We start from the raw sequence: 26,093 nt of genomic DNA, 5'->3' as shown, positions 1-26,093 counted from the left end.
CAGGTATGGCGCGTACAGTATCGCTCAAGGCTCAACAGCGCTCGGCAGTAGGAAGACACCGAGTGCGCCGTCTACGGGCGGAAGGAAGAATTCCCGCGGTGCTCTACGGCAGAAAAGGCCATCTGGCACTGGAGATCGGTGCCATGGAGTTCGTAGAGGCTTTCCAGGGGAGAGAAACCGAAAAGGTTTTGATCGATCTCCTTGTCGAGGGCACAGAGCCCTCCCAGCAGAAACTCGCTTTTTTACAAGCCGTTCAGCAGCATCCTCTGACCGATCGCATCTTGCATGTTGATCTTCACGAGCTTTCCGCCGACGAGAAGATCCATACGGAAGTCGAAGTGCACCCGGTTGGGGACCCGGTCGGGGTTCGTACCGGCGGAGGGTTGCTTCAGGTTCCGCTCCGCCATCTGCGCATTAGCTGCTTGCCGCACGATCTTCCCGAGTCAATCCTGGTCGACGTCGAGGCGCTCGGCGTTGGGGAGTCGATCCATGTCGGCGACGTCGCCCCTCCGGCCGGGGTCGAAGTTCTCAATCCGAAAGATCAAGTGCTCTTCACGATTACCGCTCCGCAAACCGAAGAGACTCCAACGGTGCAGGAAGCCAAAGAGCCCGAACTGGTGCGAGCGCGAAAGGAAGCCGAAGAGGAATCCAAGGAATAGCCTCATCCAAGAGGACGGGAACCGCGGAGGCCCGAGCCGAAGGCTTATGACAAAGCCGCTGGTCCGTCCTCAGGCTCGTCGCTCAACCGAGAACGCGAGAAGGTGTTTTCCCTGATCTTCGGATTGGGCAACCCCGGACCAGAGTACGGCGGCACGCGACACAACGTCGGCCGGATGGTCTTGGAAACCGTCGCCCGGCGCCAGAAGCTCTCCTGGCGTCCGGAGCGTTGGGGGCCGGCCTACGTTGCGGAAAGCAAGCAAGCGCTCTTCATCTTTCCGCTCTCTTATATGAACGAAAGTGGGATGGTCGTGCGTAAGTTCTTACAAAGGTTAAGAAAAAAACCCGAGGATATCCTTGTGATCGTCGACGACATCGCCCTCCCGCTCGACAAGCTTCGCCTGCGTCCAGAGGGATCGCCCGGAGGCCACCGGGGGCTGCTTTCCATTGCTTCCGCGATCGGTACGGACGCTTTCGGAAGGCTCCGGTGCGGCATTGGTCCTTTGCCCCGGGGAGTCGCCTTGGCGGATTTTGTCCTCGCCCGTTTCCGCGACGACGAATTACCCGCTCTCAAAGCCATGATCGAGCGGGCTGCCGATGCATTTGAATGTTGTCAGGAGTTCGGCATTGCGGTAGCGATGAACCGGTTCAACGCATAATCAACCAGAACGTCTTCGCAGATAGACGATAGATCGACCATGAAAGCAATTTACGACGGATTGTACATCTTAAATGTTCAGGGGAAGGATGAAAACGTGAAGGAGGCCATCGAGGAACTCGAGTCGACGATTCAGGCCGAAGGGGGAGAGTTGCTCGGCTGCCAGAAAATGGACCGACGACGCTTCGAGCGAGTGGCTGAACGAATCGACTCGGGCTACTACGTCAACTTGATCTTTTCGTTGGAGCCGAGCCGCATCGTGGCGCTCGCGGAAGGGCAGAAGGCCCATCCCTTCCTGCTTCGACAATTCTACCTTCGGAAAAAGCATGCGCCCGAGCCGGCAGGCTCCCCGGCGTAAACTGAGGATCCTTCCGTGGCTGACCTCAATCGCGTCTTTCTGATCGGCAATTTGACCCGGGATCCAGAGGTGCGCTATACCCCCAAGGGGACCGCAGTCGGCGATCTCTCCGTGGCCGTCAATACTTCCGTCCGAGGGCAAGACGGACAGGTGAAAGAAGAGACCTGCTTCGTCGACATCGTTGCCTGGGGACGTCAGGCGGAAACCTCCAAGGAGTTTCTCCACCGTGGGTCACCGATCTTCGTCGAAGGCAGGCTCCAATTCGAGCAGTGGGAAACCCGAGAGGGAGAGAAGAGAAGCCGACTCCGCGTCCGTGCGGAACGAATTCAATTTCTGGCCCGGGGCAGGTCGGCGGAGAACCCTCCGTCCGGAGAAGAACAGGGACGACATCGTGAGGGCGGAGAACCCTCCGTTCCCACCGAGGGGAGCGGCGGCGGGACGGACGAAGTTCCTTTTTAAACCCGGCTTTTTTCACCACGCTTCTGGGACCGCTCGAAAAACGATCTTCGGGAAAAGAGAATAGACGGCCGCCGCGAAGACCAATCTGAGAATCAATCAAGGGAGAAACAAGCAATGCTGGTAGAAGTGCTTCTGCACACGAAAATCGACAAGTTGGGAGCGGAAGGGGACTTGGTGAAGGTAAAAAGCGGCTATGCCCGCAACTTTTTACTGCCCAAGCGGATGGCGACCGTTGCGACCATGGCGAGCAAGCGCCATATCGAACTCTTGCGCAAGCGGCGCGCTGAGAGAGAGGCGGCCGAGTTCCAGACCGCCCAGGAGCTCGCCTCCCGCTTGCAAAAGCTCAAACTGCTCTTCACTCTGGCCTCGGGCTCCGAGGAGCAAGAGAAGGTCTTCGGCGCCGTCACGGCCCAGAACGTCGCCGATCGCCTGAAGGAGGAAGGGCTCGAGATCGATCGGAAGAAGATCCACATGGATCGGCCGCTCAAAGAACTGCGGATCTACAGCCTTGAGGTAGACATTCATCCCTATGTGACCGCCCAGTTGCATGTCGAGCTCGTTCCTCCCGCAGAAAAAGCCAAAGGGAAGGAGACGAAGACAAAGGGTGAGGCGCGCAAAAGGCCGGCTTCGAAGAAAACCAAGCATTCCGCCGCATCGGAGGCAGAGGCTTCCTCCTCCGACACCTCCGTGTAATCCCTAATGCCTGGGAAAAAGGAGACGAGGAAGAGGATTCCCTCCGGCCAAACGGCACGAGCGCGTGAAGCGAACAAGAGAGCTCCCGCCTCGGTGGCTACGCGGTGGGTCATCCCTGTTTGCTTCCCTGGTCCTTATTTTTACGTTTTGCTCTTGGGGCCAGGAAGCTCATCCAGCGGCCTCTTCCTCGGATGGCGGCGAGACGACTCCTGCGGCTTCCCAAGGGGGAGCACCCGCGGGCAGCCAATCCCTGCTTCCGCTAGAAAACCTTCCTCAAAATCCCCCGGCGCTTTTGGACCAACCTCCGACGTCAACCCTCTCTCCGCCGGGAGAAAGCCCGGCAGCTACTCCGACGCTCTCCGAGCCCCAGTCCACTGAGCCCGTCGTTCCGACTGCTCCCCGACTCACTCCGCCTCCTCCGCCTGCCGAAGAACCCTCTCCGCCGGTCGCTCAGCCGGTCCCACCCGCTGAAGAGCAGCCTCCCGTTGCCCCGCCGGCTCCAAAAGAGCGACCGAAGAAAATGATCGCTCCGCCGAGCGCATCGGGTGCGCAGGCGACCGGACCGTCCGTGAAAGAGATCGAAGTCGTCTACGTGGGACCCAAGTCGGTCAACCGGAGCATGATCCTCTCCAACATGCATACCACGGTCGGGCAGCCCTATGTCGCGACCACCGTGGAAGAAGATGTGCGCAACCTGTACGCAACCGGCCTCTTCACCAACTTGCGCATTACGAGCGAACCGATGGGAGACGGTGTCAAGGTGCTCGTCGTCGTTCAGCCTAAACCGTTGATCAAGGAGATCGTGATCAAGGGAGGAGAAGGGGTGAAGACCGAGACGATCAAGCACCAGATGAAAGCCAAGGTCGGTGATCCCTTGAGCGAATTCCAGATTTCCGCCGACGCGGAAAAGATCAAGGAATACTACCAGAATCACGGATTCGGCGACGCACAAGTCAACTACAAGATCGACGTAAACGAGGAGTTCGGTCGCGCTGTCGTCACCGTGCTGATCACGGAAGGGGAAAAGCGGTTCATCACCTTGATGAACTTCACGGGTAACACCAGCTTTCCCGCCAAGGAGCTGCAGAAACAGTTCAAGACCAAGAAAAAAAATCTCCTCTCCTTTTTCAATAAATCCGGGCTGATGAAAGAGGAGCAGTTTCAGGAAGATTTACGGAAGCTTAAGGAATTCTACCAGAATCACGGCTACATCGACATGAGCATCCGAGACATCAAGATCGAGCATCCCACCAAGGACCAGACCACCATCACCATCGCCATCCACGAAGGGGTTCAATATCACGTCGGCACGATTCAACTCTCCGGAAATCAGGTCTACTCCAATGCGGACATTCTCTCTTCGATCAAGATGACGGAAGGCTCCGTCTTTTCTCCGAAAGGGCTCGACGATGACCTCAAGGACCTGCGCGACTATTACGGTCAGCGCGGATACATCGACACGGAGATCCGGCCGGAGCGTCTGCCCAATGTGGAAAACGGGAAGATCGACCTGCTCTTCAAGATTGCCGAGGGGAGCCAGGCGTATGTGGATAAGATCGTCATCCAGGGTAACACGGTCACCAAGGATAAGATCATTCGGCGCGAGCTCGCGGTTCAGCCGGGCGATGTCTACAACAGCGTCAAGGTCGATGCGAGCCGCAAGAGGCTCGAAAACCTAGGATATTTCGAGAAGGTGGAGATCAACCCGCAAGACACCAATGTGCCCAACCGGAAGAACATGGTGATCAACCTCCAGGAAAAGCATACCGGCAATCTCAGTTTCGGGCTCGGCTACAGCACGATTGAAAGCCTTATGGGGTTCGTCGAGGTCAACCAGGGCAATTTTGACATCGCCAATCCGCCTTCCTTCACGGGAGCCGGACAGAAGTTCCGAGTCCGCGCGCAGCTGGGTATCTTCATGGAAACCTTTCTCATGTCGTTTACCGAGCCCTGGTTCATGGACAAGCCGATCGCCGTCGGCGCAGACCTCTTCTTCAACCAGTACAGCTACATGCAATACTACCAGGGCTTCAACATGACCAACATGGGCTTCGACCTGCGGGCGGCGAAGCGACTGAACCAATGGCTGATGCTCACGACCCGCTACGACCTGACGGACTACACCCTCTGGGGCATGCTGCCCCAGATCGAGCAGGTCAGCGTCTATGCCGAAAATCACGGTTCGCGCACCCAGAGCGACGTTTCGCTCGACCTCATCTACGACGGCAGGGACAGCGTGACGATCACCCGGCATGGAACCCTGGTCGACTTCAACATCCTGGGAGCCGGAGGACCTCTCCTGGGACAAACCGACATCTACAAGATGCAGATCAACGTCTCGCATTATGAGAACCTTCCGTGGGACATCATTTTCTGGTCGCATCTCAACGCCGGCTTTGTGCAGAACTACGGCAGCAGCAGCTTCGTCCCGCTTTACGACAGCTACTTCCTCGGCGGCCCTCGGAGCCTTCGCGGGTTTGATTATGCGCTGGTCGGCCCCAACTACCTTCCGGAGGATTTCCCGACCGGCGGTCAGACGATGGCCTTCACCAACCTCGAGCTCACGTTTCCCCTGGTCGACCGCGTTCGGTTGGCGACTTTCACCGACATCGGCTTCAACGCTGGTTCGCTGATCGGCCCCAATCCTTCGGTCAACGTCCCGTTCACGACGGCCGGCGAAGGAATCCAGATCGTCGCCGACGCCGGAATCGGCCTGCGCCTCTACCTGCCGATCGGACCGCTGCGCCTCGACTACGGCATTCCCTACATCACCACGTCCTGGCTCAACCGGACGGGACGATTTTACTTTGACGTTGGTTACTCCTTTTAACTACCTTGCAGAACGCGACATGAAATCAGGATTGCTCTTATTATCGGCTCTCTTTCTTTCCGCATCGCTCGCCGGTGCGCAACAACTCAAAATCGCCACCTTCGACTTCCAAAAGGCGTTTAGCGAGTACTACAAGACCAAGGACGCGGAGGCGGAACTCCAAGCCCGGGTCGCCACGTTCAAGAAAGAAGACCAGGAAAGAACCAACGATTACCGGAAGCTTGCGGAAGAGGCGCAGAAGCTTCAAGACGGCGCCCAGGACAAGACTCTTTCCGAAGGAGCGCGCCAGGAAAGGTTGAAGGCCTTTCAGACCAAGGTCCAAGAGGTACAGAACCTGCAGCGTGCGATCCAGGAGTTCCGGTCGACCCGAGGCCGCGAGCTCGAAGAGCGTTCGCAGCGCATGCGCCAAGGCCTCATCGACGAGATCACCAAGTTTGTCCTCGAAGCAGGAGCCAAAGGCAAGTACACCATGGTGATCGATAAGACCGGCCGAAGCATGACCGGTACGCCCATCCTCCTGTATACACAGGACCTTCCCGACATCACCGAGGAAGTGGTTCGCGCGATCAATGCGACCAAGGGAGCGGCACCCAAGGCGGCCTCCGCCAATCCATGACCGAGGCTGCGAGTGGCGTCTTTCCTGCTGGGAGAACTGGCCGATCTGATTAACGGCGAGGTTCACGGGGAAGGAAAACTCGTTATTCGAGGAGTCGCCGACCTGGAATCCGCGGGAGCGGGAGAGATCTCCTTCTACGCGAATCCCCGCTACGAAAAGGCCGCGCGCCGGACCAAGGCATCGGCTCTCCTGGTGAATCGCGAGCTTTCCGGAGAATTTCCCTGCGCCCTCGTTCGCGTCGATTCGCCGTCCCTGGCTTTTTCCCAAGTGGCTGCTCTCTTCGCTCCTCGGCCGATTCTCTATTCGCCCGGCATCCATCCCACAGCCGTGGTTTCTTCCGAGGCCGCTCTCCAGGAGGGAGTACACGTCGGCCCTCAGGCAATCGTGGAGGCGGGAGCGCGCGTCGGCAGGGGCAGCGTCATTGGCGCCGGCTCTTTTATCGGTGCCGAAACGGTCCTGGGAGAAGACTGCTTCCTCTCTCCTCGTGTCGTCGTCCGGGAGCGATGCACGATCGGCAATCGGGTGATCCTCCATTCCGGTGCGGTGATCGGCTCCGACGGGTTCGGCTACGAATTCATCGACGGCCGGCATCGGAAAATTCCGCAAACCGGAACGGTCCAGATCGACGACGAGGTGGAGATCGGAGCCAACGCCACGATCGATCGAGGACGGTTTGGCAAAACCTGGATCCAGGAAGGCTGCAAGATCGACAATCTTGTACAGATCGCCCACAACGTCATTCTCGGTCCTCACTGCCTGGTCGTCGCCCAAACGGGAATTTCCGGCAGCACAACCCTGGGCTCGCATGTCACGCTGGCCGGCCAAGTCGGCTTGGCGGGCCATCTCCATATCGGCGATGGAGCCATCGTCACCGCGCAATCGGGAATCACCAAAGACGTTCCCGCCGGGGCGGTGCTCTCCGGGCGCCACGGAAGGCCCGCGAACGAAACCCTTCGGCTGGAAGCCCTTTATCTTCAGCTTCCCGATCTCTGGCGACGCCTCCGCAAGCTCGAGGAGCGGAACGAGCGTCCGGCCGATAGCCCCGAATCGCGTGCGCCCCGATCCGGCCAACCATGAGCGCGCTACGGATCGGCCTAGTAGGACTGGGGACCGTCGGGGCGAGCGTCTGGAAAAATCTCCGAACCCAAGAGAATCTTTTAACGCCGCGTTGCGGAAAGATCCTTCGTATTGAAAAGGTTGCAGAAAAGAATCGCGCCCGCGCCCGGCAAGCGGATGTTCCCGAGGCGCAGCTGGTCGACGACTGGAGGGAGTTGGCGCGCGACCCCTCCTTGGACGTGGTGGTCGAGCTCATCGGCGGGACCGACGTTGCGGCCGATCTCATTCGGGAAAGTCTTTCCCATGGGAAAGACGTGGTCACCGCGAACAAGGCGCTTTTGGCCGAACAAGGGAGGGAGCTGACGGCATTCGCCGCCGAACGCGGCAAGCGCCTTCTCTTCGAAGCCAGCGTCGCCGGTGGGATCCCCCTGCTTCTGGCGTTGAGAGAAGGATTGATCGCCAACGAGATCCTCTCCCTCCACGGCATCATCAACGGAACCTGCAACTATCTGCTCTCCGCGATGACCTCCCGCGCGCTCTCCTTTCAAGAAGCCCTCCGGGAAGCCAAAGAGCTCGGCTATGCGGAGGCCGACGAAACCCTCGATGTCGCCGGTCACGACACCGCGCATAAAGCCGTGATTCTCTCCGCTCTCGCCTACGGCTTCTGGCCGGCTCTATGCGAAGTTCATACCGAAGGCATCCAGAACGTCGATCCCCTCGACCTCCATTTCGCCCAAGAGCTCGGATACCGGCTGAAGCTCTTGGCAATCCTCCGAAGCCATCCGAAGAGGGGAGAGATCGAGGTACGCGTTCACCCTACCCTCCTCCGGAAAGGCCATCTCTTGAGTTCGGTCCGCGGGGTCTTCAACGCCGTCGCCGTCCGAGGGGATGTCGTGGGCGAGACTCTTTTCTATGGTCGGGGAGCGGGCGGGGATCCGACTTCCAGCGCGGTCTTAGCCGATCTTGCCTTCCTGGCCCGGGGAAAAGCCGTCTCGCGGGAACTTCCACCCTCCTCCGGTCGGCAGACCGCGCTTACCTTGCGGCCGATGGCGAAGATCCTCTCCCGATACTACGTCCGCTTTCTGGTAGAAGATCGGCCCGGCGTCCTGGCGGAAATTGCGCGCATCTTCTCCGCCCGGAACATCAGCATTTCGTCGGTCATCCAGCCGGAAGGCCACCGCGGCCAGACCGTCCCGCTCATCGTTCTGCTCCATCAGTCGCAGGAAGCCGACGTCCAAGAGGCCTGCCGAATCATTGAAACGCTTCCCACCGTCAAAAGACCGGCTATCCTTTTACGTGTGGAAGATCTCGAGGGAGAAGAGGGATGGAGCTCATGAAGCCGTGGTCAGGTATCATTGCAGCCTATCGGGACCGGCTGCCGCTCTCGGATGACGCTCCGTCCATCACTTTATTGGAAGGCAATACCCCGCTCATCCCCTCGGTGGCGCTGCATGAGACCCTGCCGGGAAACCTCGACATTTTCTTTAAGTACGAGGGTCTCAACCCGACCGGCTCCTTTAAGGATCGAGGCATGGTCGTGGCATTCGCCCGGGCGCTGGCGCGGAAAGCCGGCATCTGCCTCTGTGCGAGCACCGGCAACACGGCGGCTTCGGCAGCGGCCTATGCGGCTCGGTCCGGTCTCCGGTGCATCGTCCTCCTTCCCGAAGGGAGCATCGCTCGCGGAAAGCTGGCGCAAGCCGCAATGCACGGCGCCAGGATCGTTTCGATCGCCGGCCCATTCGACAACGCGATGCGGATGGCGCAAGAGCTGGTGCTGGAGCGGCCGGAGATCGAGCTTGTCAACTCCGTCAACCCGTTCCGGATCGAAGGGCAAAAAACAGCCGCATTCGAAGTCTCCGATGTCCTCGGCGACGCACCTGACTTCCACTTCCTACCCGTGGGCAACGCGGGCAACATCACCGCCTATTGGAAGGGCTACCGCGAATACGCGCAAGCGGGCAAAATTTCCCGGCTTCCGCGCATGGTCGGCTTTGAGGCGGCGGGGGCCGCTCCGATCGTGGAGGGACGGATCATTTCCAACCCACAGACCGTCGCCTCCGCCATTCGCATCGGCAATCCCGCGAGTTGGAAGGGAGCCGTTTGCGCGGCCAGCGAGTCGGGCGGATGGATCGGCTCGGTTACCGATGAGGCGATCCTCGATGCCTATCAATTCCTTGCTAGACGCGAAGGGATCTTTGTCGAGCCCGCCTCCGCGGCGGGTGTGGCCGGGCTTCGCCAGGAGGTCGCCCGAGGACGAATCCCTCCCGGCAGTCGCGTCGTGATCACCTTGACCGGGCACGGACTCAAAGATCCGGATATCTCCACCCAAGTGGCCGCGCCACAACCCATCTCGATTGCCCCCGTTCTGGCGGAGCTCCAGCGAGCCGTAGAGGAGTGAACAGCATCTTTGACAGGAAGTAGGGAGAACGGGTAGAGTATCCCCTCCTGGTCATGACACTCACTGAACAACTTCTTGCCCGGGCAAGCGGAAAAAAAACCGTTTCTCCTGGAGACAACGTCTGGGTAAACGTCGATCTGCTGCTCACTCACGACATCTGCGGCCCAGGAACCATCGGCGTCTTCCAGCGGGAATTCGGCAAATCGGCCCGCGTCTGGGATCCTCGCAAGGTGGTGATCATCCCCGATCACTACATTTTCACCTCCGATTCTCAATCCAACCGCAACGTCGATCTGCTCCGCGACTTCGCCCGCGCCCAGCAGTTACCCTACTTCTACGACGTGATCGACGATGCGGACGGCCACTGGCAATTCGACTCCTCTCGAGGTCCGCTCGCCCGCCAATACGGCGACCGCTACGGAGGAGTCTGTCATGCCGCGGCCCCCGAGCGCGGCCATGTTCGGCCCGGCGAAATTTTTCTCGGCACCGATAGCCACACCTGCACCGCCGGAGCCTTCAACCTTTTCGCCACGGGCATCGGCAACACCGACGCGGGTTTTGTCCTGGGAACGGGGAAATTGCTCCTCAAGGTACCCCCTACCCTTCGATTCCGCTTGGAGGGTGAGCTCCCCAAGGGAGTCATGGCCAAAGATGTCATCCTCGAGATCATCGGACGGATCGGATTCGACGGGGCAACCTATTGCGCCATGGAGTTTACCGGCGCAGGCATTGCCAGCCTCTCCTTGGAAGACCGGATGACCATCGCGAACATGGCCATTGAAGCGGGCGGAAAAAACGGCGTCTTTCCCGCCGACGAAAAGACCCTGGCTTTCGTTCAGGAAAGCTGTCGGCGCAATGGAACCCATGCGCAGTTCGAGCCGGTGGAGCCGGATCCCGACGCGCCCGTTCTCGCGGAGCAGACCATTGACCTTTGCGTTCTCGAGCCGACCGTCGCCCAACCCCCCAATCCCGGCAACCGGGAACTGGCGCAGCGACTCTCCTCGGTGCGCATCGACCGAGCCTATCTCGGCTCATGCACAGGAGGAAAGCTCTCCGATTTTCTGGCTTTTGCCCAAGTCCTCAACGGGAAGCAGGTTGCCGTGGAGACCTTTGCCGTCCCAGCCACCCCACTCGTCGCTTCCGAACTCCATCGCCGGCAAATCGCCGGGAAGAGCGTCTGGGAGATTCTGAGTTCCGCCGGGGTGCGTCTCACGGAGAACGCCTCTTGCGCCGCCTGCCTGGGCGGACCCATGGACACCTTCGGCCGGCTCGACCGACCCATGATTTGCATTTCGGCGACCAACCGGAACTTTCCCGGCCGCATGGGTCACAAGGAATCCAAGGTTTACCTGGCATCCCCCTACACCGTTGCCGCTTCCGCCCTGACGGGACGGATTACCGATCCACGGGAGTTTCTCCCTTCGTGATCTCTTCCATCGCTCGCCTCTTTTCACCCCTTGCCGCCCTTCCCACATGGGTAACGACCTTCGCCTGCCTCCTTTTCCTGGGCCTTTCGGGCTGCGCAACCGTGACAGGCGGCTACGACCTGGTCACCAAGATCGATGCACCTCTTTATTCCCAAGGTCCTGGGCAGGAAGCGCCCGACACCTACCTCGAGAAGGGAACCCGAGTGAAGGTTCTCCAATCGGCGGGGAACTATGCCCGCGTCGAGACGACTCGGGGAATACGCGGCTTTGTCCGACTCTCCGACCTTGAACATGGGCCGGAGCAGGCAGGGATGGGGGCCTATGGCGGTTCCTCGATGGCCAGCCCTGGGATGTTCTGAGCGGCCTCGGGTGCATCAAAATCTTCTTGTCATCGGCCAAAGACGGCAGTTCTCTCAATTCCATCCCGAGGACAGGTGCCAGAGCGGTTGATTGGGCACGCCTGGAAAGCGTGTGGCCGTCACAAGCGGCCCGAGGGTTCGAATCCCTCCCTGTCCGCCAGTTCAAGTCCCTGAGCGGGCAAGTGGCTGGCTTCTGATCGTCGAGCCTGCGCGTTTCAACGGGCGGGCGCGCTCGACTCGTTCGCGCTCCCTCGGAGTGTTCAGCCCCTCCTAGAGATCGCCGCGACGCTGCACGTTAAGCCAGAAATCGGAGCTGTTGCCGAAAACGCGAGCCAGGATCAGCGCGGTCGCTGCCGTCACATTCCTGCGGTTGCCGCACAATTCGTTCACGTGCTTGCGCCGGACTCCCATCCGCCTCGCCACACTCGCCATCCCATCGGCAGCAAGACGATACCTGCCGCCGTCAGCGGCCTTATCATTCAAGTCCTCCTCCACGGGCCGAGCGCCCTTTCCTTCCTTGAGCTATGATAAATCGAAACTCCATTCTGGAAAGAAGAGCCGGTAGCGGATAGAATTCTTGGAAATGGAAAGCGCAGGCCCGCGGGGCGATATGGTTCGGTATTACTGGCGACGGAGACTCACTGCGGACCTAATCGATACCTTTGGCGCCTACTTCTCGGCTCTCGTGCTCTTCCAGATTGCAGGATTCGCCGCATCCTATTATCTGGCGAGCCATCATGCGGCGATTCCTACCTATCGGACGATCGCCTTGCCGCTGTCCTTCCTCCTCGGCCCCTGGTGCTACTTCGCCTTGCTGGAGCGCAGCGCGCATGGCGCCACGCAAGGCAAGCTCTGGTTCAACCTCCGCGTCTATACCGCCGAAGGCGAACCTGTGACTCTCGCGGGTGCCACCCGCCGCCACGCCTGCCGAATCGCAGGGGCGATCCTCGCGCTCTGGCCGCTCGCCCTCTCGGGGACCAAGATTCCCTCGATGGTGCATTGGATTCTCCTGGCGCTGAGCATGCCGGCGGCTTTCTGGCTCTACTACCGATTCGTCGATCGAATCTCCGGGACCCAAGTCGTCCCGCGCGAGTACCCTCCTCCCACGTTTCGAGGGTAAAAGGGGATGGGCTTCCCAGCTCGCTTAGCCCGCCTCGCAGGTGAATGAAAGCTCGGCTATCCGGGCTTCACCGTCACCAGAATCGCAATCGCCAGGACCGACAAGGCGATCAGCCCGGGGAACCAGCGCACAAAACCGGGAATCCGGGAATCGGGACGGGACGAATACCGGCGGAGCATTCCGGCCTGCATGCCGTTGAGTCCGGAAAGAATGACCACGAAAACGAGCTTGGCCGAGAGCCAGCTCTTGCTGAAACTTCCGCTCAGGACGCCCAGCGCGATTCCGAGCGCCCAGACCAGAAGCATCGCGGGCATGGTCACGCGGCTATCCCACTGGCGCACCGAAGCGATGAGTGAACGGGAAGATGGCTCCATGCCGCTCCGCACCAGGGCCGCGAGCAGGATGGACTGCGTGAAGAGACCACCGACCCAGACCAGAACGGCGGCGGTGTGCAGCGCTTTGAGCCAGAGATAGGTCAACTTTCCGCCTCCGTCTCGGCGCTTAGGCCAGAAGCCTCTTCCTTCCTTCTGAGGAGGCCGGCGTTCACAAATGCCCCGAACGGGAGGATGCTGCCAAGGAGGAGGCGCACAACCTCGCCACGGGGCCAGCCGCCGGCCGAGGAGGCTACCAGCAAGCTCCAGAGGAACAAGACAAAGAAAAACCCGTGCACGGGGCCGATCACCTGGACACCCAGGGGATGCCCGAAGAGATGCTTGGCGGGAACCGCCACGAAAAGGAGCAAAAGCAAGGAGAACCCCTCGAGCAGCGAAGCGATGCGCAGCCGCCGGATCTGCGCGCGCTCAAGCATGGCAACCCCCTTGCACCATTTCGCAAGCCGCAGGAGAACGATTGTGCGACAAGCAGGCGAGAATCACGGGGGAAAAGATAAGCACTGCTCCTCCAAAGCCGCGAGCAAAAAGTCTCTGGACGCCCGCAGTTTGGAGATTACCCCTCCTCTTCGAACTCCCCAGGTTCGGTAAGCTTCGGCTCCTTTTCTTTCGCTTTGACGGGAGCCGGGGGAAAGAGACGGCTTGCTCCAATCACCGGAACGAGCGTGCTTAGGAGAATGGCGATCGTCACTTGCGAATACTGCTCTCTCTGCAAGAGCCCTTTGGTTACTCCGAAGTGGGCCGCAATGAGTCCGAAGGTGAGCCCTCCGCTCGTCAGCAGGGAGCCGAAAAGCGCCTCCCGCCGGGAGAGCCGCAGCACGCGAAAAGCTGGCCAGACGGCCAACATCTTGCTCAGGAACTTGACGGCGAAGAACAGGAGGATGGGAAGGAAGCCGAAAAGCAGAATCTGCAGGGAAATATGAAAGCCCGCCTTGATGAAGAAGAAGGGAGTGAGCAAGCCGTAAGCGAGCGAGCGCATGCGGCGGACGAGTTGGCGATCGGTCGCAAAGGACTTGGCGACGAGCACGCCGGCCACATAGGCCGGCAGGACCGGCTCGGTCTGCGCGACCGAAGCAAGCGCGCCCAGGAGAGCGAGGACAAAGAAGAGGAACTTGACTTCCGGTTCGCTGACCGGGCTGCGACCCAGCCACCGGAGAAGAGGCCTCAGCGACAGCGGCAGCGCCAGGAGCAGCACGAGAGCCACGAACAGCAAAAGCGCCGAGGTCGTGGACCAGTGCGTAAAGAAGACGCCTAGAAAGAGGACCGAGAGGAAATCGGTCACGAAGCAGCTCGTCAGAAGAAGCTGGCCGAAGAGGGTGGCTTCCATCCCCTTTTCGAGGATGGCGGTGTAAACGATCGCAACCGAGGTCGTGGCCAGCGCGATCCCGGCGACGAGCGACCCTGCCGTACTCCAACCCAAAAGCAAGTGCGCTATGAGATAGACCAGGCCGAAGGGAAGAAGAAAGGAGAGAATGCCGATGACGAGGCTCGGGAAGGCGTGGTGCCGGAAGGAAGCCGGATCAATCTCAGTCCCCGCAAGGAACGCCAGCGTGACGCTGCCGAGCCTGGCCAGGAAGGTCATCCATTCGGGCGGGTCCGCCAGCCCCAGCAGGTGGCTCATCAAAATACCGACCAGAACCTCCACCAGAGCCACGGAGATCCGAAGCTGGAGCGCAATCACGGCGGCCAGAAACGCCGCGCCCATCCAAATCGTGAGGAAGACCCATGGATTCTCTAGTGGCATGGCACGATCCCGTGGCCGACCTTCCAACGGGCGTCCGAATCGTGGAGAGCGTCGGACAGTTCCGCGTGAGTTAGGACGCTCATCCTACGTAAAGAGATCGTAAATACCCAGTTAATTACTCGTGTATTTCGGTCAACAGGACGTAAATATGCCCACTGCTGGCTCAGGGATCGCCTCTGCGGGAGAGGACGGGCGGAGCAAGAGCCGAGAGCCGTTTCCGCCTTTTCGGAAGAGGTCGAATCCGGTAGAAGAACTGGTATCGCCACGATGATGCGCACTTTTCGGCCTCCACCGCCCGCGATCGCGATCGCCCTCCTCCTGTCGACTCTCGCGCACTTCTTCACCGGCTCCTCCGCTTGGGCTAGAGGAAAAAGAGAGGCATCCTGGACGTCTGGCGCCCATCACAGGGTGCATCCCTCCGCCCCTTCCCAGCGAATCATCAAAGTTTCCCTCGAGGGCCGGGTCGTCTACGTGATGGAAGGCAATCGGCCTCTCCTGGTGATGCCCACCTGCTCGGGCAGGCCAGGCCATCTCACGCCCACAGGGGTCTTCCACGTGACGGGAAAGGCCACGCGGCGGCGGTCCCGCCATTACGGCTTCTGGGTGAAGGACGGTCAAACGGTAGAAGGGACCAAGGCCGGCGGACCCCCCAGCCGGGCTCGCGGCTGGAAATTCGTCGGTTATCCGATGCCATTCTGGGTTGGTTTCTCGCCCGGGTACGGCTTTCATGAGGGGTACCTCTGGTCGACACCGAGAACCCACGGTTGCCTCCATTTGACGGGGAGAGATGCGGAGCGCTTCTTCGCATTGATCGACCGGGGAACCCCGATCTCGATCCGTCAGACCCAGCCTGAGGATCAATCCCTCGGGAAAGCGGTAGCGCACCCCGAGGATGAGAAAGTTCCCGATCCGCCCTTCTCTTTTCTCCTCTCGGACGAAAGCTTTACCACTCCATGGGAAGAAGCGCGGAAATCACAAACGGCCCAGCCGCCGCAAACTCTGAGAGCGGGGGAGCCGAAGCCTACGACTCGTAAGGAGCCTGAACCAGGTAAGAGCCAAGGGAACGGCACCGCAGGGCCCGCTGCTCGACCTTCCTGAGCGCCCGCTCCATCGGTCCCTCCTCGTCGCTCCCTTCGAGGCTGACGAAGAAGACGTAGGTGTTCGGCTGCCCCGGCACGGGTCGGGAGACGATCCGCTTCAGGTTGATTTGCTCGGTGCGAAACACTTCCAGGAAGGAGCAGAGGCTCCCCGGCTCCTGCGGCAGAGAAAACACGAGGCTCGTCTCCCTGCCGCCGGGAGAGGGCTTTTTTCTCCCCAAAAGGACGAACTGAGTGAGATTGACGATCCCTTCCTCCACCGGGTAATGGAGGATGGAAAGCCCGGTTGCCGCAGCCGCCTCACGGGTAGCCAGCGCGGCGGCGCGCGGAGTCTTTGCGGCCAACCAGGCAGCCTCGGATGTGCTGGCGGCAACCCGCAGCTCCACCTTGGGAAACCGCTTTTCGATCCACCGCCGGCAGTGACCAAGGGGCGCCCAATGCGAAAAGACGATCTGGGGTGGTTCCCCGCCATGCCCGATCAGCGCCAAATGGACCCGGAGCGCGAGCTCTTCCTGAATGAAGAGCGGCTGCTCTTCCTCTAAAAGAAGATCGACTGTCTCCAGGATCATTCCGCCCGAGGAATTTTCGATCGGAACCAGACCCAGGCGATCTTCTTCGGACTCCGTGAAGGCGATGACCTCGGCGATCGACACGCAGGGGATGAGCCGGTTTTGGGGAAATCTCCTTCTGGCGACTAGGTGCGAGAAGGTGTGCTCCGGTCCGAGATACGCGATCGTGTGCAACGTAGGAGTCTCCTTTTCCGCCGAAAAGATCTCATCCTTTATCCTTTGAGAGAATTCCCGGTCGCGCAAGCCTCTTTCTCGAGGTGCCAAGGAGAGGCAATCGATCCCTTGTTCGGGCTGCGCCGGTCTCCGCACGAAAAAGGAGATGCCATTTGACAGAGAAAGACGGTTGGGTTACCCCTTGCGTGCGTGCTTCTCGCTTCCGACCGACTAGATCTGCTCCTGACTCGTTTTCGCAGCCTCCGCACTCTGGTCATCGGAGACCTCATGCTCGACGAATTCCTCTGGGGACGAGTCCGCAGGCTCTCTCCGGAAGCGCCCGTCCCCGTGGTAGAAGTGCAGCGCTCCTCCCGTTTTCCGGGAGGTGCCGCGAATGTCGCCCGGAATCTTTTAGAGTTTACTCCGCTGGTCACCCTGTGCGGGGCGGTCGGCGACGATTCCCCGGGGGAGGAGTTGATCCACGGGCTAAAAGGGACGGGCTGCGATATCAGCGGGATTTTGCGACTTCCCGGAAGAGCAACGACCCTCAAGACCCGGGTCTTCGGAAGGCAGCAGCAGATCGTCCGGGTCGATCGCGAGACGCGGGATCCCCTGCCTCCTTCTGCCCGGGGAGAGCTGCTCGCTTTCCTGCGACAGACCATTCCTGCCTGCGACCTGATTCTCCTCGAAGACTACGCCAAGGGACTCCTCGATCAGGAGATCGTCGATCTGGTCCTGGAAGAGGCGACCCGAGCCGGGAGACTCACCGCGGCCGATCCGCACACCCTCAATCGGCTATCCTGGAAGGGAGTCAGCGTCCTCAAGCCCAATCGCTCGGAAGCCCTCGCTCTCAGTGGTCTGGAAGATCCCGAGGAGAGCCTCCCCTCGATCGAGAAAGCGGCCCGCCTTTTGCAAGAACGCTGGGGCTGCCTCCATCTTCTAGTAACCTTGGGCGAAGAGGGGATGCTTCTGCTCGACGAAATGAGCCGGAGCCGTCGAATTCCGACCGCGGCGCGCGAAGTCTTCGATGTTTCGGGAGCCGGAGACACCTCCCTCTGTCTCTTCTCGCTCGCCCTGGCAGCGGGATCGGAAGCTTGGGAAGCCGCGAAGCTGGCCAACCTCGGGGCGGGAATCGTGGTTGGGAAGCTCGGGACCGCAACGGTCTCCCCGGAGGAACTCCGGGCTCACCTCACTGCCGGTTCATGAGAGTGAGGGCTGTTTTCTTCGATCGGGATGACACCCTGATTGAAAATGTTCCCTACCTGGACGATCCAGAGAAGGTGGTCCTCGTCGAGGGGGCGCAGGACTGCCTGACCCGGCTGAAAGCCGCCGGCTTTCTCCTCTTCCTGGTCAGCAACCAATCGGGGGTCGGACGGGGATGGATCCGCCGGGAAGACGTCGATGCGGTGAACCGGGCGATCCTGAGCCGGCTCCGGGCTCCGTTCTTCTCTAAGATCTATCTCTCCTTTGCGGCCCCCGGCGACGATCCGTCATGGGACCGGAAGCCCTCTCCCCTCTTGCTCTGGCGCGCCTCGCGCGAGTTTGCTCTCGAGCTGAGCCGGTCGTTTTTCGTCGGGGATCGGATCGCCGATGTTCTCTGCGGGCGCAATGCAGGCTGCCGGACCATCCTTCTTACCGCAAGAGAATCGGAGAAAGAAGGCCTTCGGGCGCGGCAGTGGGCCCGGAGCCTAGCCGACCATGTCGCGCCCAACCTGCAGAAGGCGACGGACTGGATCTTGCGGTCCGTAGGAGAGGATTCATAAGGACCGATGGCGGAAAAGGCAGTTCTGGTCATTCCCGCTCGTTGGGCATCGACCCGCTTCCCCGGAAAGCCGCTGGTCATGATCGCCGGAAGGCCCCTGATCCAGTGGGTTTGGGAGGCGGCGACGCGCTGCCGGAGAGTGCGCGAAGTGGTGGTGGCCACCGATGACCGGCGAATCTTCGAGGCCGTCCGTCTCTTCGGAGCTCGGGCGGAGCTTACCCGGTCGGACCACCCATCGGGAACCGATCGAATGGCCGAGGTCGCTGCGCGGATCCCCGCCGACCTTTATGTGAACCTCCAGGGAGACGAACCAACCATTGAGCCTGCGGAAATCGATCGACTGATCGCCGGGATCGGCTCGGATCCGATCGCGACCTTTCGCCGAACGCTTGCACCAGAGGAGGCCACCAATCCGAATGTCACAAAAGTGGTTTGCGACCGGCGCGGTTACGCGCTTTACTTCTCCCGAGCGTCTCTCCCTTTTGTCCGCGACGTTGGTCGGGACGTGCCCCGATGGGCTCATGTGGGAATTTACGCGTTCCGGGCGGAAGCTCTTCGGCGTTTCGTCCGTTTCGCTCCCGGTGAGCTGGAGCAGGCGGAAAGTCTGGAGCAGTTGCGCGCCTTGGAAAATGGCCTGCCGATGATGACCGTACCAACCGCCATGCGCTGCGCAGGGGTCGACGTTCCCGAAGACGCCGCACGCATCGAGCAGATTTTGAAGCAAAGATGAAATATGTGTTTGTCACCGGTGGAGTCGTTAGCTCCCTCGGAAAGGGATTGACCGCCGCCGCCTTGGGCACGGTTCTCGAGCACCGGGGACTCAAGATCGCCCTCCAGAAACTCGACCCCTACCTCAACGTCGATCCGGGCACCATGAACCCGTATCAGCATGGGGAGGTCTACGTGCTGGAGGATGGGGCCGAAACCGATCTAGACCTGGGCCACTATGAGCGATTCACCTCGGTTCAGCTCACGCGGAAGAACAACGCGACCACGGGCCAGATCTACGAATCGGTCATCCACAAAGAGAGGCGCGGCGACTACCTCGGAAAGACCGTCCAGGTCATTCCCCACGTCACCGATGAAATCAAGGAGCGGATTCGAGCCGCCGCCACCGCCGGCGACTACGACCTGCTCATCACCGAAATCGGCGGAACCACGGGAGACATCGAAGGACTGCCCTTCCTGGAAGCCGTCCGTCAGCTCGCCCTGGAAGTCGGACCCGGAAACGCCCTCTTTCTCCATGTCACCCTCGTTCCCTATCTCCGCGCGGCCGGAGAACTCAAAAGCAAGCCGACCCAGCAGAGCGTGGCGAAGCTCCGGGAGATCGGCATCCAGCCCAATATCCTTGTCTGCCGCTCGGAATGGCCGCTGACGCCGGATATTCGACAGAAGCTCTCCCTCTACTGCAGCGTACCCCTGGAGGCCGTCGTAGAAGAGGTCGACTTGGAGCATTCGATCTACGAGCTGCCGCTCCTACTCCAGAGGGAACGGCTCGACGAGCTGGTCGCCCGCTCCCTGCGTCTCTCGCTGCCTCCGGCGGATCTTCGAGACTGGCAAAAGTTCCTCCATCAGATCCTCGCTCCGAAGTACCGAGTCCGCATCGCCATGGTCGGCAAATACATCGAGCATCAGGACGCCTACAAGAGCGTTTCCGAGGCCCTAGTGCATGCCGGGGCCTCCGTGCAGGCCGGGATCGAGCTCATTCCCGTCGATGCGGAAGAGGTGGAGAAGAGGGGGGCGGAAGAGCTGCTCGGCCAGGCACAAGGCATTGTCGTCCCGGGAGGCTTCGGCCATCGGGGCGTACAGGGAAAGATTATGGCCGCCCGTTTTGCGCGGGAGCGGAAGATCCCCTATCTTGGTCTCTGTCTGGGGATGCAAATCGCGGTGGTCGAGTTCGCTCGGCATGTCCTCGACATGCCCGAGGCTCACAGCACGGAGTTCTGCCCGACAACCTCCGACCCGGTGATCTGCCTGCTCGAAGAGCAACGGCAGACGGTCCAAAAAGGAGCTTCGATGCGGTTGGGCGCTTCCCTTTGCCATCTCGTTCCGGGTACCAAGTCTCAAACGGCCTATCAGGCCCTTTCCGCTCGAGAACGCCACCGCCACCGCTACGAGTTCAACAACGCCTACCGGGAAGCCTTCGAGCGGGCCGGCTTCCTGGTGGGGGGAACCTCCGAGGACACCAAGCTTGTCGAGCTCCTGGAATTGGCCGATCATCCCTGGTTCGTGGGTTGTCAGTTCCACCCTGAGTTTCACTCGCGTCCCAACGCTCCCCATCCCCTCTTTGCCGGCTTCCTGCGGGAAGCACTACGGGTTTCCGCCGGCTAGCCATGTTTCAGGAGAGTTCATCCTTTTTTCTGATCGCGGGGCCCTGCGTGCTGGAATCCGAAGAGTTGGCCATCCGGATCGCCTCGCGCCTTCAAGAAGTCGCTTCGCGCCTCGGGCTTTCCTTCTGCTTCAAGGCTTCGTTCGACAAGGCCAACCGCTCTTCCATCGGCTCCTACCGCGGGCCGGGATTAGAAGGAGGCCTGGAAATCTTGGGACGGATTCGGGAGAGACTGGGAGTTCCCGTCACCACCGACGTCCACGAAAGCAGCCAAGCGGTACCCGTAGCGGAGGTCGCCGATCTTCTACAGATCCCAGCCTTTCTCTCGCGGCAGACCGATCTTCTTTTGGCCGCCGCCGCGACCGGAAGACCGATCAACGTCAAAAAAGGGCAGTTCCTCGCGGCTTCGGACATGGATCGCATCGCGGAAAAGCTCCGTTCCGGTGGCTGTCAAAGCTTTTTCTTTACCGAGCGAGGCACCTCTTTCGGCTATCATGACCTTGTCGTCGACATGCGGAACTTGGTACAGATGAGGAGACGAGGATACCGCGTCATCTTTGATGCCACGCACTCGGTCCAACGGCCCAGCGCCCTGGGCTCCGCCTCCGGCGGAGATCGGGATCTGGCCTTTCCGTTGGCGCGGGCGGCCGTGGCCGTGGGAATCGACGGGCTCTTCCTGGAAACCCATCCCTCGCCTGAGGAATCCCCCTCCGACGGAGCGACCATGATCCCCCTAGCTCAAGTCTCTTCTCTTCTCGAAAAGCTTCTGGAGATCCATGCAGCGGCTAAAGACGGCAAGTCCGCATAGAGTCCTCTCCCCTTGCGGGGCCTTCCCGGCCGCCGGCAAGCGGACAGCAGACGCAAAGAGGGACAAACTGCTTCTTCTCTTCGCGGTCGCCCTCTGCTCTTGGATGGTCGCCTCTGCTCCCGCGACAGCCCGGGCGGATTCCGCCTCGATCCCGCTCGGCTCGGTGGTTAAGGAGTTTCGCCTTCCTCAAAGGAATACCCAGGGGGCACTCGATGGAATGATCACGGGTCGGGAAGCTCATGCGATCAGTGTCAACCGAACGGAAATCCTCGACATGAAAATCGAGCTCTATGACCAAGGCAAGATCAGCACCACCATCCTCTCCCCGCGCTGCGACCTCTGGAAACTCGAGGATCGCCTCAGCACGCAATCCGGAGCGGTCGTCGAGCGGCCCGATCTGCGGCTCACGAGCCAGATCATGGATTGGGAGGTCCGCGAACACCGGGGCGTTTTCCGGCAGAACGTCCGCGTCGTCCTTTATCATCTCCCGCTGGCAAAGCCTTCGAGCCAGCAGAGCGCCGAAAAGAGCGCTCCCGTCTTGCGACAAGGCGCTTCTCCCTCCTTAAAACCGCTAGGATCCTCGCAATGAAACCCTTTCTTTCGTTCTTTGGCTGCCTGATCCTGGTTAGCTTGTCGACCAGCGAGCTTCGGGGACAGTTTCCCGAGGGAAAGCCCTCGGAGTTGCAAGGCCATCCGGACGCCACGGTCGTCACCTCCAACACGTTCCGATTGGACATGAACATCCACCAAGGTTTCTTTAACGGAAACGTGATCCTGGTCACCAGCAACATGCGGGTGAGGTCCAACGAAATGACTGTCTTCTTCGACGAGACGGGCAACCAGGTGAAGCGACTGATCGCCCGCGGTGACGCCATTCTCGAGCAGACCACCCGGACGGGAAAATCGAGCCAGATGGAGTATATCGTCGCCGAAAATAAGCTCATCATGACCGGAAATCCCGAGGTGATCGACGAGAAGAATCATGTCACCGGAACCGTCATCACCCTCTTTCGGGATACCGATCAGATGCAGGTCGACGGTCACAGCAAGGTCGTCCTCTACCAAGGACAGAATGCGGGGCAGCCGTCGCCGCAACCTCCGCAACAAAGATAGAAGAGAGCCCACGCCATGTTTCGCCGAAGAATTCTCATCCTTTCCACGAGCGCCGGCACCGGCCACGTAAGAGCCGCCGAGGCTTTGGACAAGGTCTTCCGCCATCAGCCGGAAACCGACGAGGTCCTGACCGTCGACGTCCTCAAGTTCACCAACAAGATCTTTCGCGACTTTTATTCGAGCCTCTACACTCAGCTCGTGGAGAAGGCGCCCACCTTCCTCGGCTGGTGGTACAAGATGACCGACGAGCCGTGGAAGACCGATCGCATGCGCTTGATGTTGGACCGGCTCAATACGGGACCCCTTGTCGAATTCATCGAAAGCTTTTCTCCCGATGTCACCGTCTGCACCCATTTCCTACCCGCGGAATTAATCTCCCACCTGATCTCCCAAGCGGGATTGCGCACGCGTCTTTCGATTGTCGTGACTGACTTTCACTTCCACGCCATGTGGCTCTGCCGACTCTTCCATCGTTATTTCGTCGCTACCCAAGAGACACGGGTCCACTTGAGTCGCCTCGGGCTTCCCGAAGAGCGCATCACGGTCAGCGGGATCCCCATTGATCCCGTGTTTTCGCTGCCCCTGGATCGCTTCGAGGCTCGGCGAGCCCTGGGATGCGATCCCAACCTTCCCCTTCTTCTGGTCTCCGCCGGCGCGCTCGGGGTGGGCCCGGCGGAAGTCGTCGTCGAATCCCTTCGGAGCGTGAGCAGACCCGTCCAGATCGTCGTCATCTGCGGCAAGAATCCGCTTCTACAAGAGCAGCTCCTACAAACGAGGGCCGAGTGGACGAACTCCTTCCCCCTCAAAGTGCTCGGCTTTACCCACGAGATGCACCGGTGGATGGCGGCCGCAGACCTCTTCATTGGGAAACCCGGAGGGCTCACCGCGTCCGAAGCCATGGCCAGAGGCCTGCCGATGATCATCGTCGCTCCCATCCCAGGTCAGGAAGAGCTGAATAGCGATTACCTCCTGGAGCAGAGGGCGGCCGTCAAATGCCACGAATTCACCACACTCGCCTTTAAGGTCGACTCCCTCCTTTCCGATCCTGCCCGCTTGCAGGACATGCAGCGGGCGGCGCGGGAAACCGCCCGGCCGAATGCGGCCCAGATTATCGTCCGCCGCCTATTGGATGACGAAGCCCAGGAGCCCGAACCCGTTTGGATCAATCGCAAACAAAAGCAGCAGATCGCGCAGGTAGCCAAGGCGGTCAAGCTCTAGCGAAGAGTCTCGGCCTGCCGGGGATCCCTCCTCAGCCCGCTCTCCCGCCCGCCGAGGCGCGTCTTCCCCATTTCCTCTGGGGAGTCGCCACCTCCGGCTACCAGCACGAAGGAGGGATCAATGGGGCCGGAGAACCCCTCAACAACTGGGCGTGGGCCGAGCGCGAACGACTGGTCGAGCCCTCGGGCCGGGCAAGCAACTTCTGGGAGCTCGCCGAAGCCGACCTGGAGCGGGCGGCACGGCTCGGACTCAACGCCTTTCGCCTGGAGCTGTCTTGGAGCCGGATCCAGCCGATCCGTACCCTTCCGGATGCCGAGTCGGGCGCTCCCCCCCCTCCCTTCGATTCCACGGCGGTCGAGCGCTACGCCGCGATCCTGGCCCACTGCCGACTTCTGGGACTCGAACCGATCGTCACCCTTCACCATTTCACCCATCCGGCTTGGCTGGGACTCGACGCTTGGTTGCACACGGAGACGATCGACCATTTCGTCACCTACGTTCGTTACACCGTTCAATCCCTTCTCGAGCTTCTCTCCCAGAAGCATCGGGTGCAGCCACCCCGCGTCTACCTCACGACCAACGAACCCAACATGCTCGCGGCCTGCCACTACCTTTACGGCTATTTTCCCACAGGTCCGCGGCGGGGAGTACCCTCCGCTGCCAAAGCCCTCATGCACCTCTTGGAAGGCCATGTCCGCGCCTACCAGGTCATCCATGAAGCCTATGAAACCACGCGCGTGCGACCGCTTGTCGGATTCAACAACTACGCCAACAATCTCTATTGGCTCGACCAGGCTTGGCTCGATCTTCTCTACTGCCCCTTCCGGGGGATTCCCAAGCAGAAGATCTTTTCTCATCTCTGGGAAAACGCCCGCCGGTGCGATCGGGATTTCCAGCGCGCCCGGTTTCCTACGGTCTCCTTCCTCCCGAAAGTGCTCGGCAGTGCCATCAAGACCGTGCAGCACTTCCTGGCCTACGCCTCTTCTCTCGGAGACACCTGGGACCGGCTGGTGGAAGTCATCTACTCCTCCCCGACTCCTCCCTTGGACTACGTGGCCTTTGATTACTACGACCCTTTCGTCGAGCATGCCTTTCGCTGGCCCCATTGGCGCGATGAGCTCCCGCGCCGCAATAAGGCCTTTCATGAGTGGCTCGTGGAAGGCTTTACGAGCAAATGGTGGGACTGGCATATGCTTCCCGAAGGACTCGCCTTCATCATCGGACAGCTCCGCCGTTTTGGACTGCCCCTCTTGATTGCGGAAAATGGGATCGCCTATCGGGGGAATTCCTCCGGCAGCTTGGAAGACCGGGAAGACGCCGTCCGTCGGACCGATTACATCCGCACGCACGTCCGGATGGTGACCCAACTCTGGGAAGAGGGAGCGCCTCTCTTCGGTTATCTCTACTGGTCCCTCGTCGACAACTACGAGTGGGGCAGCTATGCTCCCCGCTTCGGCCTCTACTCGATGGGCAAACCGGACTCTTGGGAAAGAGAGGAAAGCGGACTCGAGGGAGAAAACCCCGCGCAAACCTACGCCGAAGAGGTGGCGCGCGCTCGAGCGCGAATGACCAAAGCAAAGCCCGCATGAACCAGGAGCTTCAGACCTTCGTTGGCGGCCCTCTCCAGACCAACGCCTACCTCTTCCCTGGCGAGGAGGGATGGGTCTGCGTCGATGCGCCGCAAGGAATCGCCGCCTTCCTGCGGGAGAAGAAGATGCGCGTCGAAACCCTCCTTCTCACCCACGGCCATTTCGACCATATCTGGGATGCGGCACAGCTCGTTTCCGAACACCGAGCCGTGGCCTACGGCCATCCGGCCGACCTTCCCATCCTGCGTCATCCCATCGGCTATCAGAACTACGGCATTCCCGGGAAGTGCGCGCCGCTCGAGCAGTTGACCCCGCTCCCCCTGCCCCCTCACGGCCTCGTCCGCTGGGGCTGCAGCGGCCATGAATTCATCCTCTACCACATTCCAGGCCACTGCCCCGGCAGCGTCGCCTACTACGAGCCTCGCTGCGCCCGCCTCTTTGGCGGCGACATCCTCTTCGCAGGCGGCGTCGGCCGCTGGGACATCCCCGGAGGCTCCCGCCAAGATCTCCTGGAGGGCATTCGTCGCTACCTGCTTCCCCTGCCCCCGCAAACCACGGTCTACCCCGGTCACGGCCGGCCGACGACCATCGGCGTCGAGCGCGAGACCAACCCCTTCCTCCGGGAGGAAGGCCCGTAGGAGCTCCTCCCGCTCCCGAACACCGGGGTCCATCGATTCTCCTTTCCCGAGAA

At 60.7% G+C, this 26,093-nt stretch carries 28 protein-coding genes, 1 tRNA gene and 1 pseudogene; 25 read left to right on the top strand and 5 right to left on the bottom strand.

Annotation, left to right across the window (positions count from 1 at the left end):
• The first annotated feature begins 5 nt into the window (after positions 1-5).
• From MAMT_RS09725 to MAMT_RS09665, 13 genes are all read left to right on the top strand, one after another.
• A complete protein-coding gene (locus MAMT_RS09725) occupies positions 6-659 on the top strand; it encodes a 50S ribosomal protein L25 (RefSeq protein ID WP_142660835.1) in 654 nt (217 codons plus the stop codon).
• Positions 660-761: 102 nt separating this feature from the next.
• On the top strand, positions 762-1,316 hold the full coding sequence (pth, locus tag MAMT_RS09720) for an aminoacyl-tRNA hydrolase (protein WP_142660834.1): 555 nt from the start codon (positions 762-764) through the stop codon (positions 1,314-1,316).
• 39 nt (positions 1,317-1,355) lie between these two features.
• Complete coding sequence (locus MAMT_RS09715; protein ID WP_142660833.1) at positions 1,356-1,673, top strand: 30S ribosomal protein S6; 318 nt, start codon at positions 1,356-1,358, stop codon at positions 1,671-1,673.
• 15 nt (positions 1,674-1,688) lie between these two features.
• Entirely contained in the window at positions 1,689-2,132 is a 444-nt protein-coding gene (gene ssb, locus MAMT_RS09710) for a single-stranded DNA-binding protein (protein ID WP_142660832.1), read from the top strand.
• Between the two features lie 114 nt (positions 2,133-2,246).
• On the top strand, positions 2,247-2,825 hold the full coding sequence (gene rplI / locus MAMT_RS09705) for a 50S ribosomal protein L9 (protein ID WP_142660831.1): 579 nt from the start codon (positions 2,247-2,249) through the stop codon (positions 2,823-2,825).
• A 520-nt stretch (positions 2,826-3,345) separates the two neighbouring features.
• Complete coding sequence (gene bamA, locus MAMT_RS09700) at positions 3,346-5,655, top strand: outer membrane protein assembly factor BamA (RefSeq protein WP_246186637.1); 2,310 nt, start codon at positions 3,346-3,348, stop codon at positions 5,653-5,655.
• Positions 5,656-5,674: 19 nt separating this feature from the next.
• On the top strand, positions 5,675-6,271 hold the full coding sequence (locus MAMT_RS09695) for an OmpH/Skp family outer membrane protein (protein ID WP_142660829.1): 597 nt from the start codon (positions 5,675-5,677) through the stop codon (positions 6,269-6,271).
• Between the two features lie 12 nt (positions 6,272-6,283).
• Entirely contained in the window at positions 6,284-7,348 is a 1,065-nt protein-coding gene (lpxD, locus tag MAMT_RS09690) for a UDP-3-O-(3-hydroxymyristoyl)glucosamine N-acyltransferase (RefSeq protein WP_142660828.1), read from the top strand.
• The gene (locus tag MAMT_RS09685) at positions 7,345-8,664 is read left to right on the top strand and encodes a homoserine dehydrogenase (RefSeq protein WP_142660827.1); all 1,320 of its coding nucleotides are present in this window, start codon (positions 7,345-7,347) and stop codon (positions 8,662-8,664) included. The genes lpxD and MAMT_RS09685 overlap by 4 nt, the downstream gene beginning before the upstream one ends.
• Complete coding sequence (gene thrC / locus MAMT_RS09680) at positions 8,661-9,725, top strand: threonine synthase (RefSeq protein WP_142660826.1); 1,065 nt, start codon at positions 8,661-8,663, stop codon at positions 9,723-9,725. The genes MAMT_RS09685 and thrC overlap by 4 nt, the downstream gene beginning before the upstream one ends.
• A gap of 53 nt (positions 9,726-9,778) precedes the next feature.
• Positions 9,779-11,152: a 3-isopropylmalate dehydratase large subunit gene (locus MAMT_RS09675; protein ID WP_142660825.1), complete on the top strand. Its 1,374-nt coding sequence runs from the start codon at positions 9,779-9,781 to the stop codon at positions 11,150-11,152.
• Positions 11,149-11,511, top strand: a complete 363-nt coding sequence (locus MAMT_RS09670; protein WP_142660824.1) for an SH3 domain-containing protein — start codon at positions 11,149-11,151, stop codon at positions 11,509-11,511. Before MAMT_RS09675 ends, MAMT_RS09670 begins: the two co-directional genes overlap by 4 nt.
• 69 nt (positions 11,512-11,580) lie before the next feature.
• Positions 11,581-11,671: transfer RNA gene (locus MAMT_RS09665), tRNA-Ser, on the top strand.
• Between the two features lie 2 nt (positions 11,672-11,673).
• On the opposite strand, the pseudogene MAMT_RS11840 reads toward MAMT_RS09665, so the two are convergent.
• Positions 11,674-11,937, bottom strand: a pseudogene (locus MAMT_RS11840) (HigA family addiction module antitoxin); the annotation flags it as partial.
• 157 nt (positions 11,938-12,094) lie between these two features.
• Here MAMT_RS11840 and MAMT_RS09655 point away from each other — a divergent pair.
• Positions 12,095-12,631 carry an RDD family protein gene (locus MAMT_RS09655; protein WP_142660823.1) on the top strand — a complete coding sequence of 179 codons (537 nt, stop codon included), beginning with the start codon at positions 12,095-12,097 and terminating at the stop codon, positions 12,629-12,631.
• 56 nt (positions 12,632-12,687) lie between these two features.
• Here MAMT_RS09655 and MAMT_RS09650 read toward each other — a convergent pair whose 3' ends face one another.
• From MAMT_RS09650 to MAMT_RS09640, 3 genes are all read right to left on the bottom strand, one after another.
• Entirely contained in the window at positions 12,688-13,110 is a 423-nt protein-coding gene (locus MAMT_RS09650) for a CopD family protein (protein WP_142660822.1), read from the bottom strand.
• The gene (locus MAMT_RS09645) at positions 13,107-13,439 is read right to left on the bottom strand and encodes a DUF3817 domain-containing protein (RefSeq protein ID WP_142660821.1); all 333 of its coding nucleotides are present in this window, start codon (positions 13,437-13,439) and stop codon (positions 13,107-13,109) included. The genes MAMT_RS09650 and MAMT_RS09645 overlap by 4 nt, the downstream gene beginning before the upstream one ends.
• Before the next feature lie 137 nt (positions 13,440-13,576).
• Positions 13,577-14,764, bottom strand: coding sequence for a cation:proton antiporter (locus tag MAMT_RS09640; protein ID WP_142660820.1), 1,188 nt, complete (start codon positions 14,762-14,764; stop codon positions 13,577-13,579).
• A 267-nt stretch (positions 14,765-15,031) separates the two neighbouring features.
• Between MAMT_RS09640 and MAMT_RS09635 the strand changes: the two genes are divergently transcribed.
• Positions 15,032-15,862 carry a L,D-transpeptidase gene (locus MAMT_RS09635; RefSeq protein WP_246186636.1) on the top strand — a complete coding sequence of 277 codons (831 nt, stop codon included), beginning with the start codon at positions 15,032-15,034 and terminating at the stop codon, positions 15,860-15,862.
• Here MAMT_RS09635 and MAMT_RS09630 read toward each other — a convergent pair.
• The gene (locus MAMT_RS09630) at positions 15,786-16,604 is read right to left on the bottom strand and encodes a prephenate dehydratase (RefSeq protein ID WP_246186635.1); all 819 of its coding nucleotides are present in this window, start codon (positions 16,602-16,604) and stop codon (positions 15,786-15,788) included. The two genes, MAMT_RS09635 and MAMT_RS09630, sit on opposite strands and share 77 nt — an antisense overlap.
• A gap of 189 nt (positions 16,605-16,793) precedes the next feature.
• Here MAMT_RS09630 and MAMT_RS09625 point away from each other — a divergent pair, with 189 nt between their 5' ends.
• The 10 genes from MAMT_RS09625 to MAMT_RS09580 are packed head-to-tail and all read left to right on the top strand — an operon-like array spanning position 16,794 to position 26,040.
• The gene (locus tag MAMT_RS09625) at positions 16,794-17,789 is read left to right on the top strand and encodes a bifunctional heptose 7-phosphate kinase/heptose 1-phosphate adenyltransferase (RefSeq protein WP_142660819.1); all 996 of its coding nucleotides are present in this window, start codon (positions 16,794-16,796) and stop codon (positions 17,787-17,789) included.
• Positions 17,790-17,791: 2 nt separating this feature from the next.
• Positions 17,792-18,346 carry a D-glycero-alpha-D-manno-heptose-1,7-bisphosphate 7-phosphatase gene (locus MAMT_RS09620; RefSeq protein WP_246186634.1) on the top strand — a complete coding sequence of 185 codons (555 nt, stop codon included), beginning with the start codon at positions 17,792-17,794 and terminating at the stop codon, positions 18,344-18,346.
• Positions 18,347-18,352: 6 nt separating this feature from the next.
• Positions 18,353-19,075, top strand: a complete 723-nt coding sequence (kdsB, locus tag MAMT_RS09615; protein WP_142660817.1) for a 3-deoxy-manno-octulosonate cytidylyltransferase — start codon at positions 18,353-18,355, stop codon at positions 19,073-19,075.
• Positions 19,072-20,676, top strand: coding sequence for a CTP synthase (gene pyrG / locus MAMT_RS09610; RefSeq protein ID WP_142660816.1), 1,605 nt, complete (start codon positions 19,072-19,074; stop codon positions 20,674-20,676). The genes kdsB and pyrG overlap by 4 nt, the downstream gene beginning before the upstream one ends.
• Positions 20,677-20,678: 2 nt before the next feature.
• A complete protein-coding gene (gene kdsA, locus MAMT_RS09605; protein ID WP_142660815.1) occupies positions 20,679-21,482 on the top strand; it encodes a 3-deoxy-8-phosphooctulonate synthase in 804 nt (267 codons plus the stop codon).
• Entirely contained in the window at positions 21,451-22,071 is a 621-nt protein-coding gene (locus tag MAMT_RS09600; RefSeq protein WP_142660814.1) for a hypothetical protein, read from the top strand. Before kdsA ends, MAMT_RS09600 begins: the two co-directional genes overlap by 32 nt.
• Positions 22,068-22,595, top strand: coding sequence for an LptA/OstA family protein (locus tag MAMT_RS09595; protein ID WP_142660813.1), 528 nt, complete (start codon positions 22,068-22,070; stop codon positions 22,593-22,595). The genes MAMT_RS09600 and MAMT_RS09595 overlap by 4 nt, the downstream gene beginning before the upstream one ends.
• Before the next feature lie 15 nt (positions 22,596-22,610).
• The gene (locus tag MAMT_RS09590) at positions 22,611-23,813 is read left to right on the top strand and encodes an MGDG synthase family glycosyltransferase (RefSeq protein ID WP_142660812.1); all 1,203 of its coding nucleotides are present in this window, start codon (positions 22,611-22,613) and stop codon (positions 23,811-23,813) included.
• The gene (locus MAMT_RS09585) at positions 23,753-25,402 is read left to right on the top strand and encodes a glycoside hydrolase family 1 protein (protein WP_246186633.1); all 1,650 of its coding nucleotides are present in this window, start codon (positions 23,753-23,755) and stop codon (positions 25,400-25,402) included. Before MAMT_RS09590 ends, MAMT_RS09585 begins: the two co-directional genes overlap by 61 nt.
• On the top strand, positions 25,399-26,040 hold the full coding sequence (locus MAMT_RS09580) for an MBL fold metallo-hydrolase (RefSeq protein ID WP_142660811.1): 642 nt from the start codon (positions 25,399-25,401) through the stop codon (positions 26,038-26,040). Before MAMT_RS09585 ends, MAMT_RS09580 begins: the two co-directional genes overlap by 4 nt.
• The last annotated feature ends 53 nt before the right edge of the window (positions 26,041-26,093 follow it).

It is taken from the genome of Methylacidimicrobium tartarophylax, assembly GCF_902143375.2.
Lineage (GTDB): Bacteria > Verrucomicrobiota > Verrucomicrobiia > Methylacidiphilales > Methylacidiphilaceae > Methylacidimicrobium > Methylacidimicrobium tartarophylax.
This window is presented reverse-complemented; position numbering and strand designations above follow the sequence as displayed.

Bases quoted from the DNA above. Each gene is read 5' to 3' on its own strand.
- MAMT_RS09695 (WP_142660829.1), top strand. From the start codon at position 5,675: ATGAAATCAGGATTGCTCTTATTATCGGCTCTCTTTCTTTCCGCATCG.
- MAMT_RS09600 (WP_142660814.1), top strand. From the start codon at position 21,451: ATGCAGCGGCTAAAGACGGCAAGTCCGCATAGAGTCCTCTCCCCTTGC.
- MAMT_RS09635 (WP_246186636.1), top strand. From the start codon at position 15,032: ATGATGCGCACTTTTCGGCCTCCACCGCCCGCGATCGCGATCGCCCTC.
- thrC (WP_142660826.1), top strand. From the start codon at position 8,661: ATGAAGCCGTGGTCAGGTATCATTGCAGCCTATCGGGACCGGCTGCCG.
- MAMT_RS09655 (WP_142660823.1), top strand. From the start codon at position 12,095: ATGGAAAGCGCAGGCCCGCGGGGCGATATGGTTCGGTATTACTGGCGA.
- MAMT_RS09715 (WP_142660833.1), top strand. From the start codon at position 1,356: ATGAAAGCAATTTACGACGGATTGTACATCTTAAATGTTCAGGGGAAG.
- MAMT_RS09725 (WP_142660835.1), top strand. From the start codon at position 6: ATGGCGCGTACAGTATCGCTCAAGGCTCAACAGCGCTCGGCAGTAGGA.
- kdsB (WP_142660817.1), top strand. From the start codon at position 18,353: ATGGCGGAAAAGGCAGTTCTGGTCATTCCCGCTCGTTGGGCATCGACC.
- MAMT_RS09595 (WP_142660813.1), top strand. From the start codon at position 22,068: ATGAAACCCTTTCTTTCGTTCTTTGGCTGCCTGATCCTGGTTAGCTTG.
- rplI (WP_142660831.1), top strand. From the start codon at position 2,247: ATGCTGGTAGAAGTGCTTCTGCACACGAAAATCGACAAGTTGGGAGCG.
- pyrG (WP_142660816.1), top strand. From the start codon at position 19,072: ATGAAATATGTGTTTGTCACCGGTGGAGTCGTTAGCTCCCTCGGAAAG.
- MAMT_RS09675 (WP_142660825.1), top strand. From the start codon at position 9,779: ATGACACTCACTGAACAACTTCTTGCCCGGGCAAGCGGAAAAAAAACC.
- MAMT_RS09645 (WP_142660821.1), bottom strand. From the start codon at position 13,439: ATGCTTGAGCGCGCGCAGATCCGGCGGCTGCGCATCGCTTCGCTGCTC.
- MAMT_RS09580 (WP_142660811.1), top strand. From the start codon at position 25,399: ATGAACCAGGAGCTTCAGACCTTCGTTGGCGGCCCTCTCCAGACCAAC.
- bamA (WP_246186637.1), top strand. From the start codon at position 3,346: ATGATCGCTCCGCCGAGCGCATCGGGTGCGCAGGCGACCGGACCGTCC.
- MAMT_RS09590 (WP_142660812.1), top strand. From the start codon at position 22,611: ATGTTTCGCCGAAGAATTCTCATCCTTTCCACGAGCGCCGGCACCGGC.
- kdsA (WP_142660815.1), top strand. From the start codon at position 20,679: ATGTTTCAGGAGAGTTCATCCTTTTTTCTGATCGCGGGGCCCTGCGTG.
- MAMT_RS09640 (WP_142660820.1), bottom strand. From the start codon at position 14,764: ATGCCACTAGAGAATCCATGGGTCTTCCTCACGATTTGGATGGGCGCG.
- MAMT_RS09685 (WP_142660827.1), top strand. From the start codon at position 7,345: ATGAGCGCGCTACGGATCGGCCTAGTAGGACTGGGGACCGTCGGGGCG.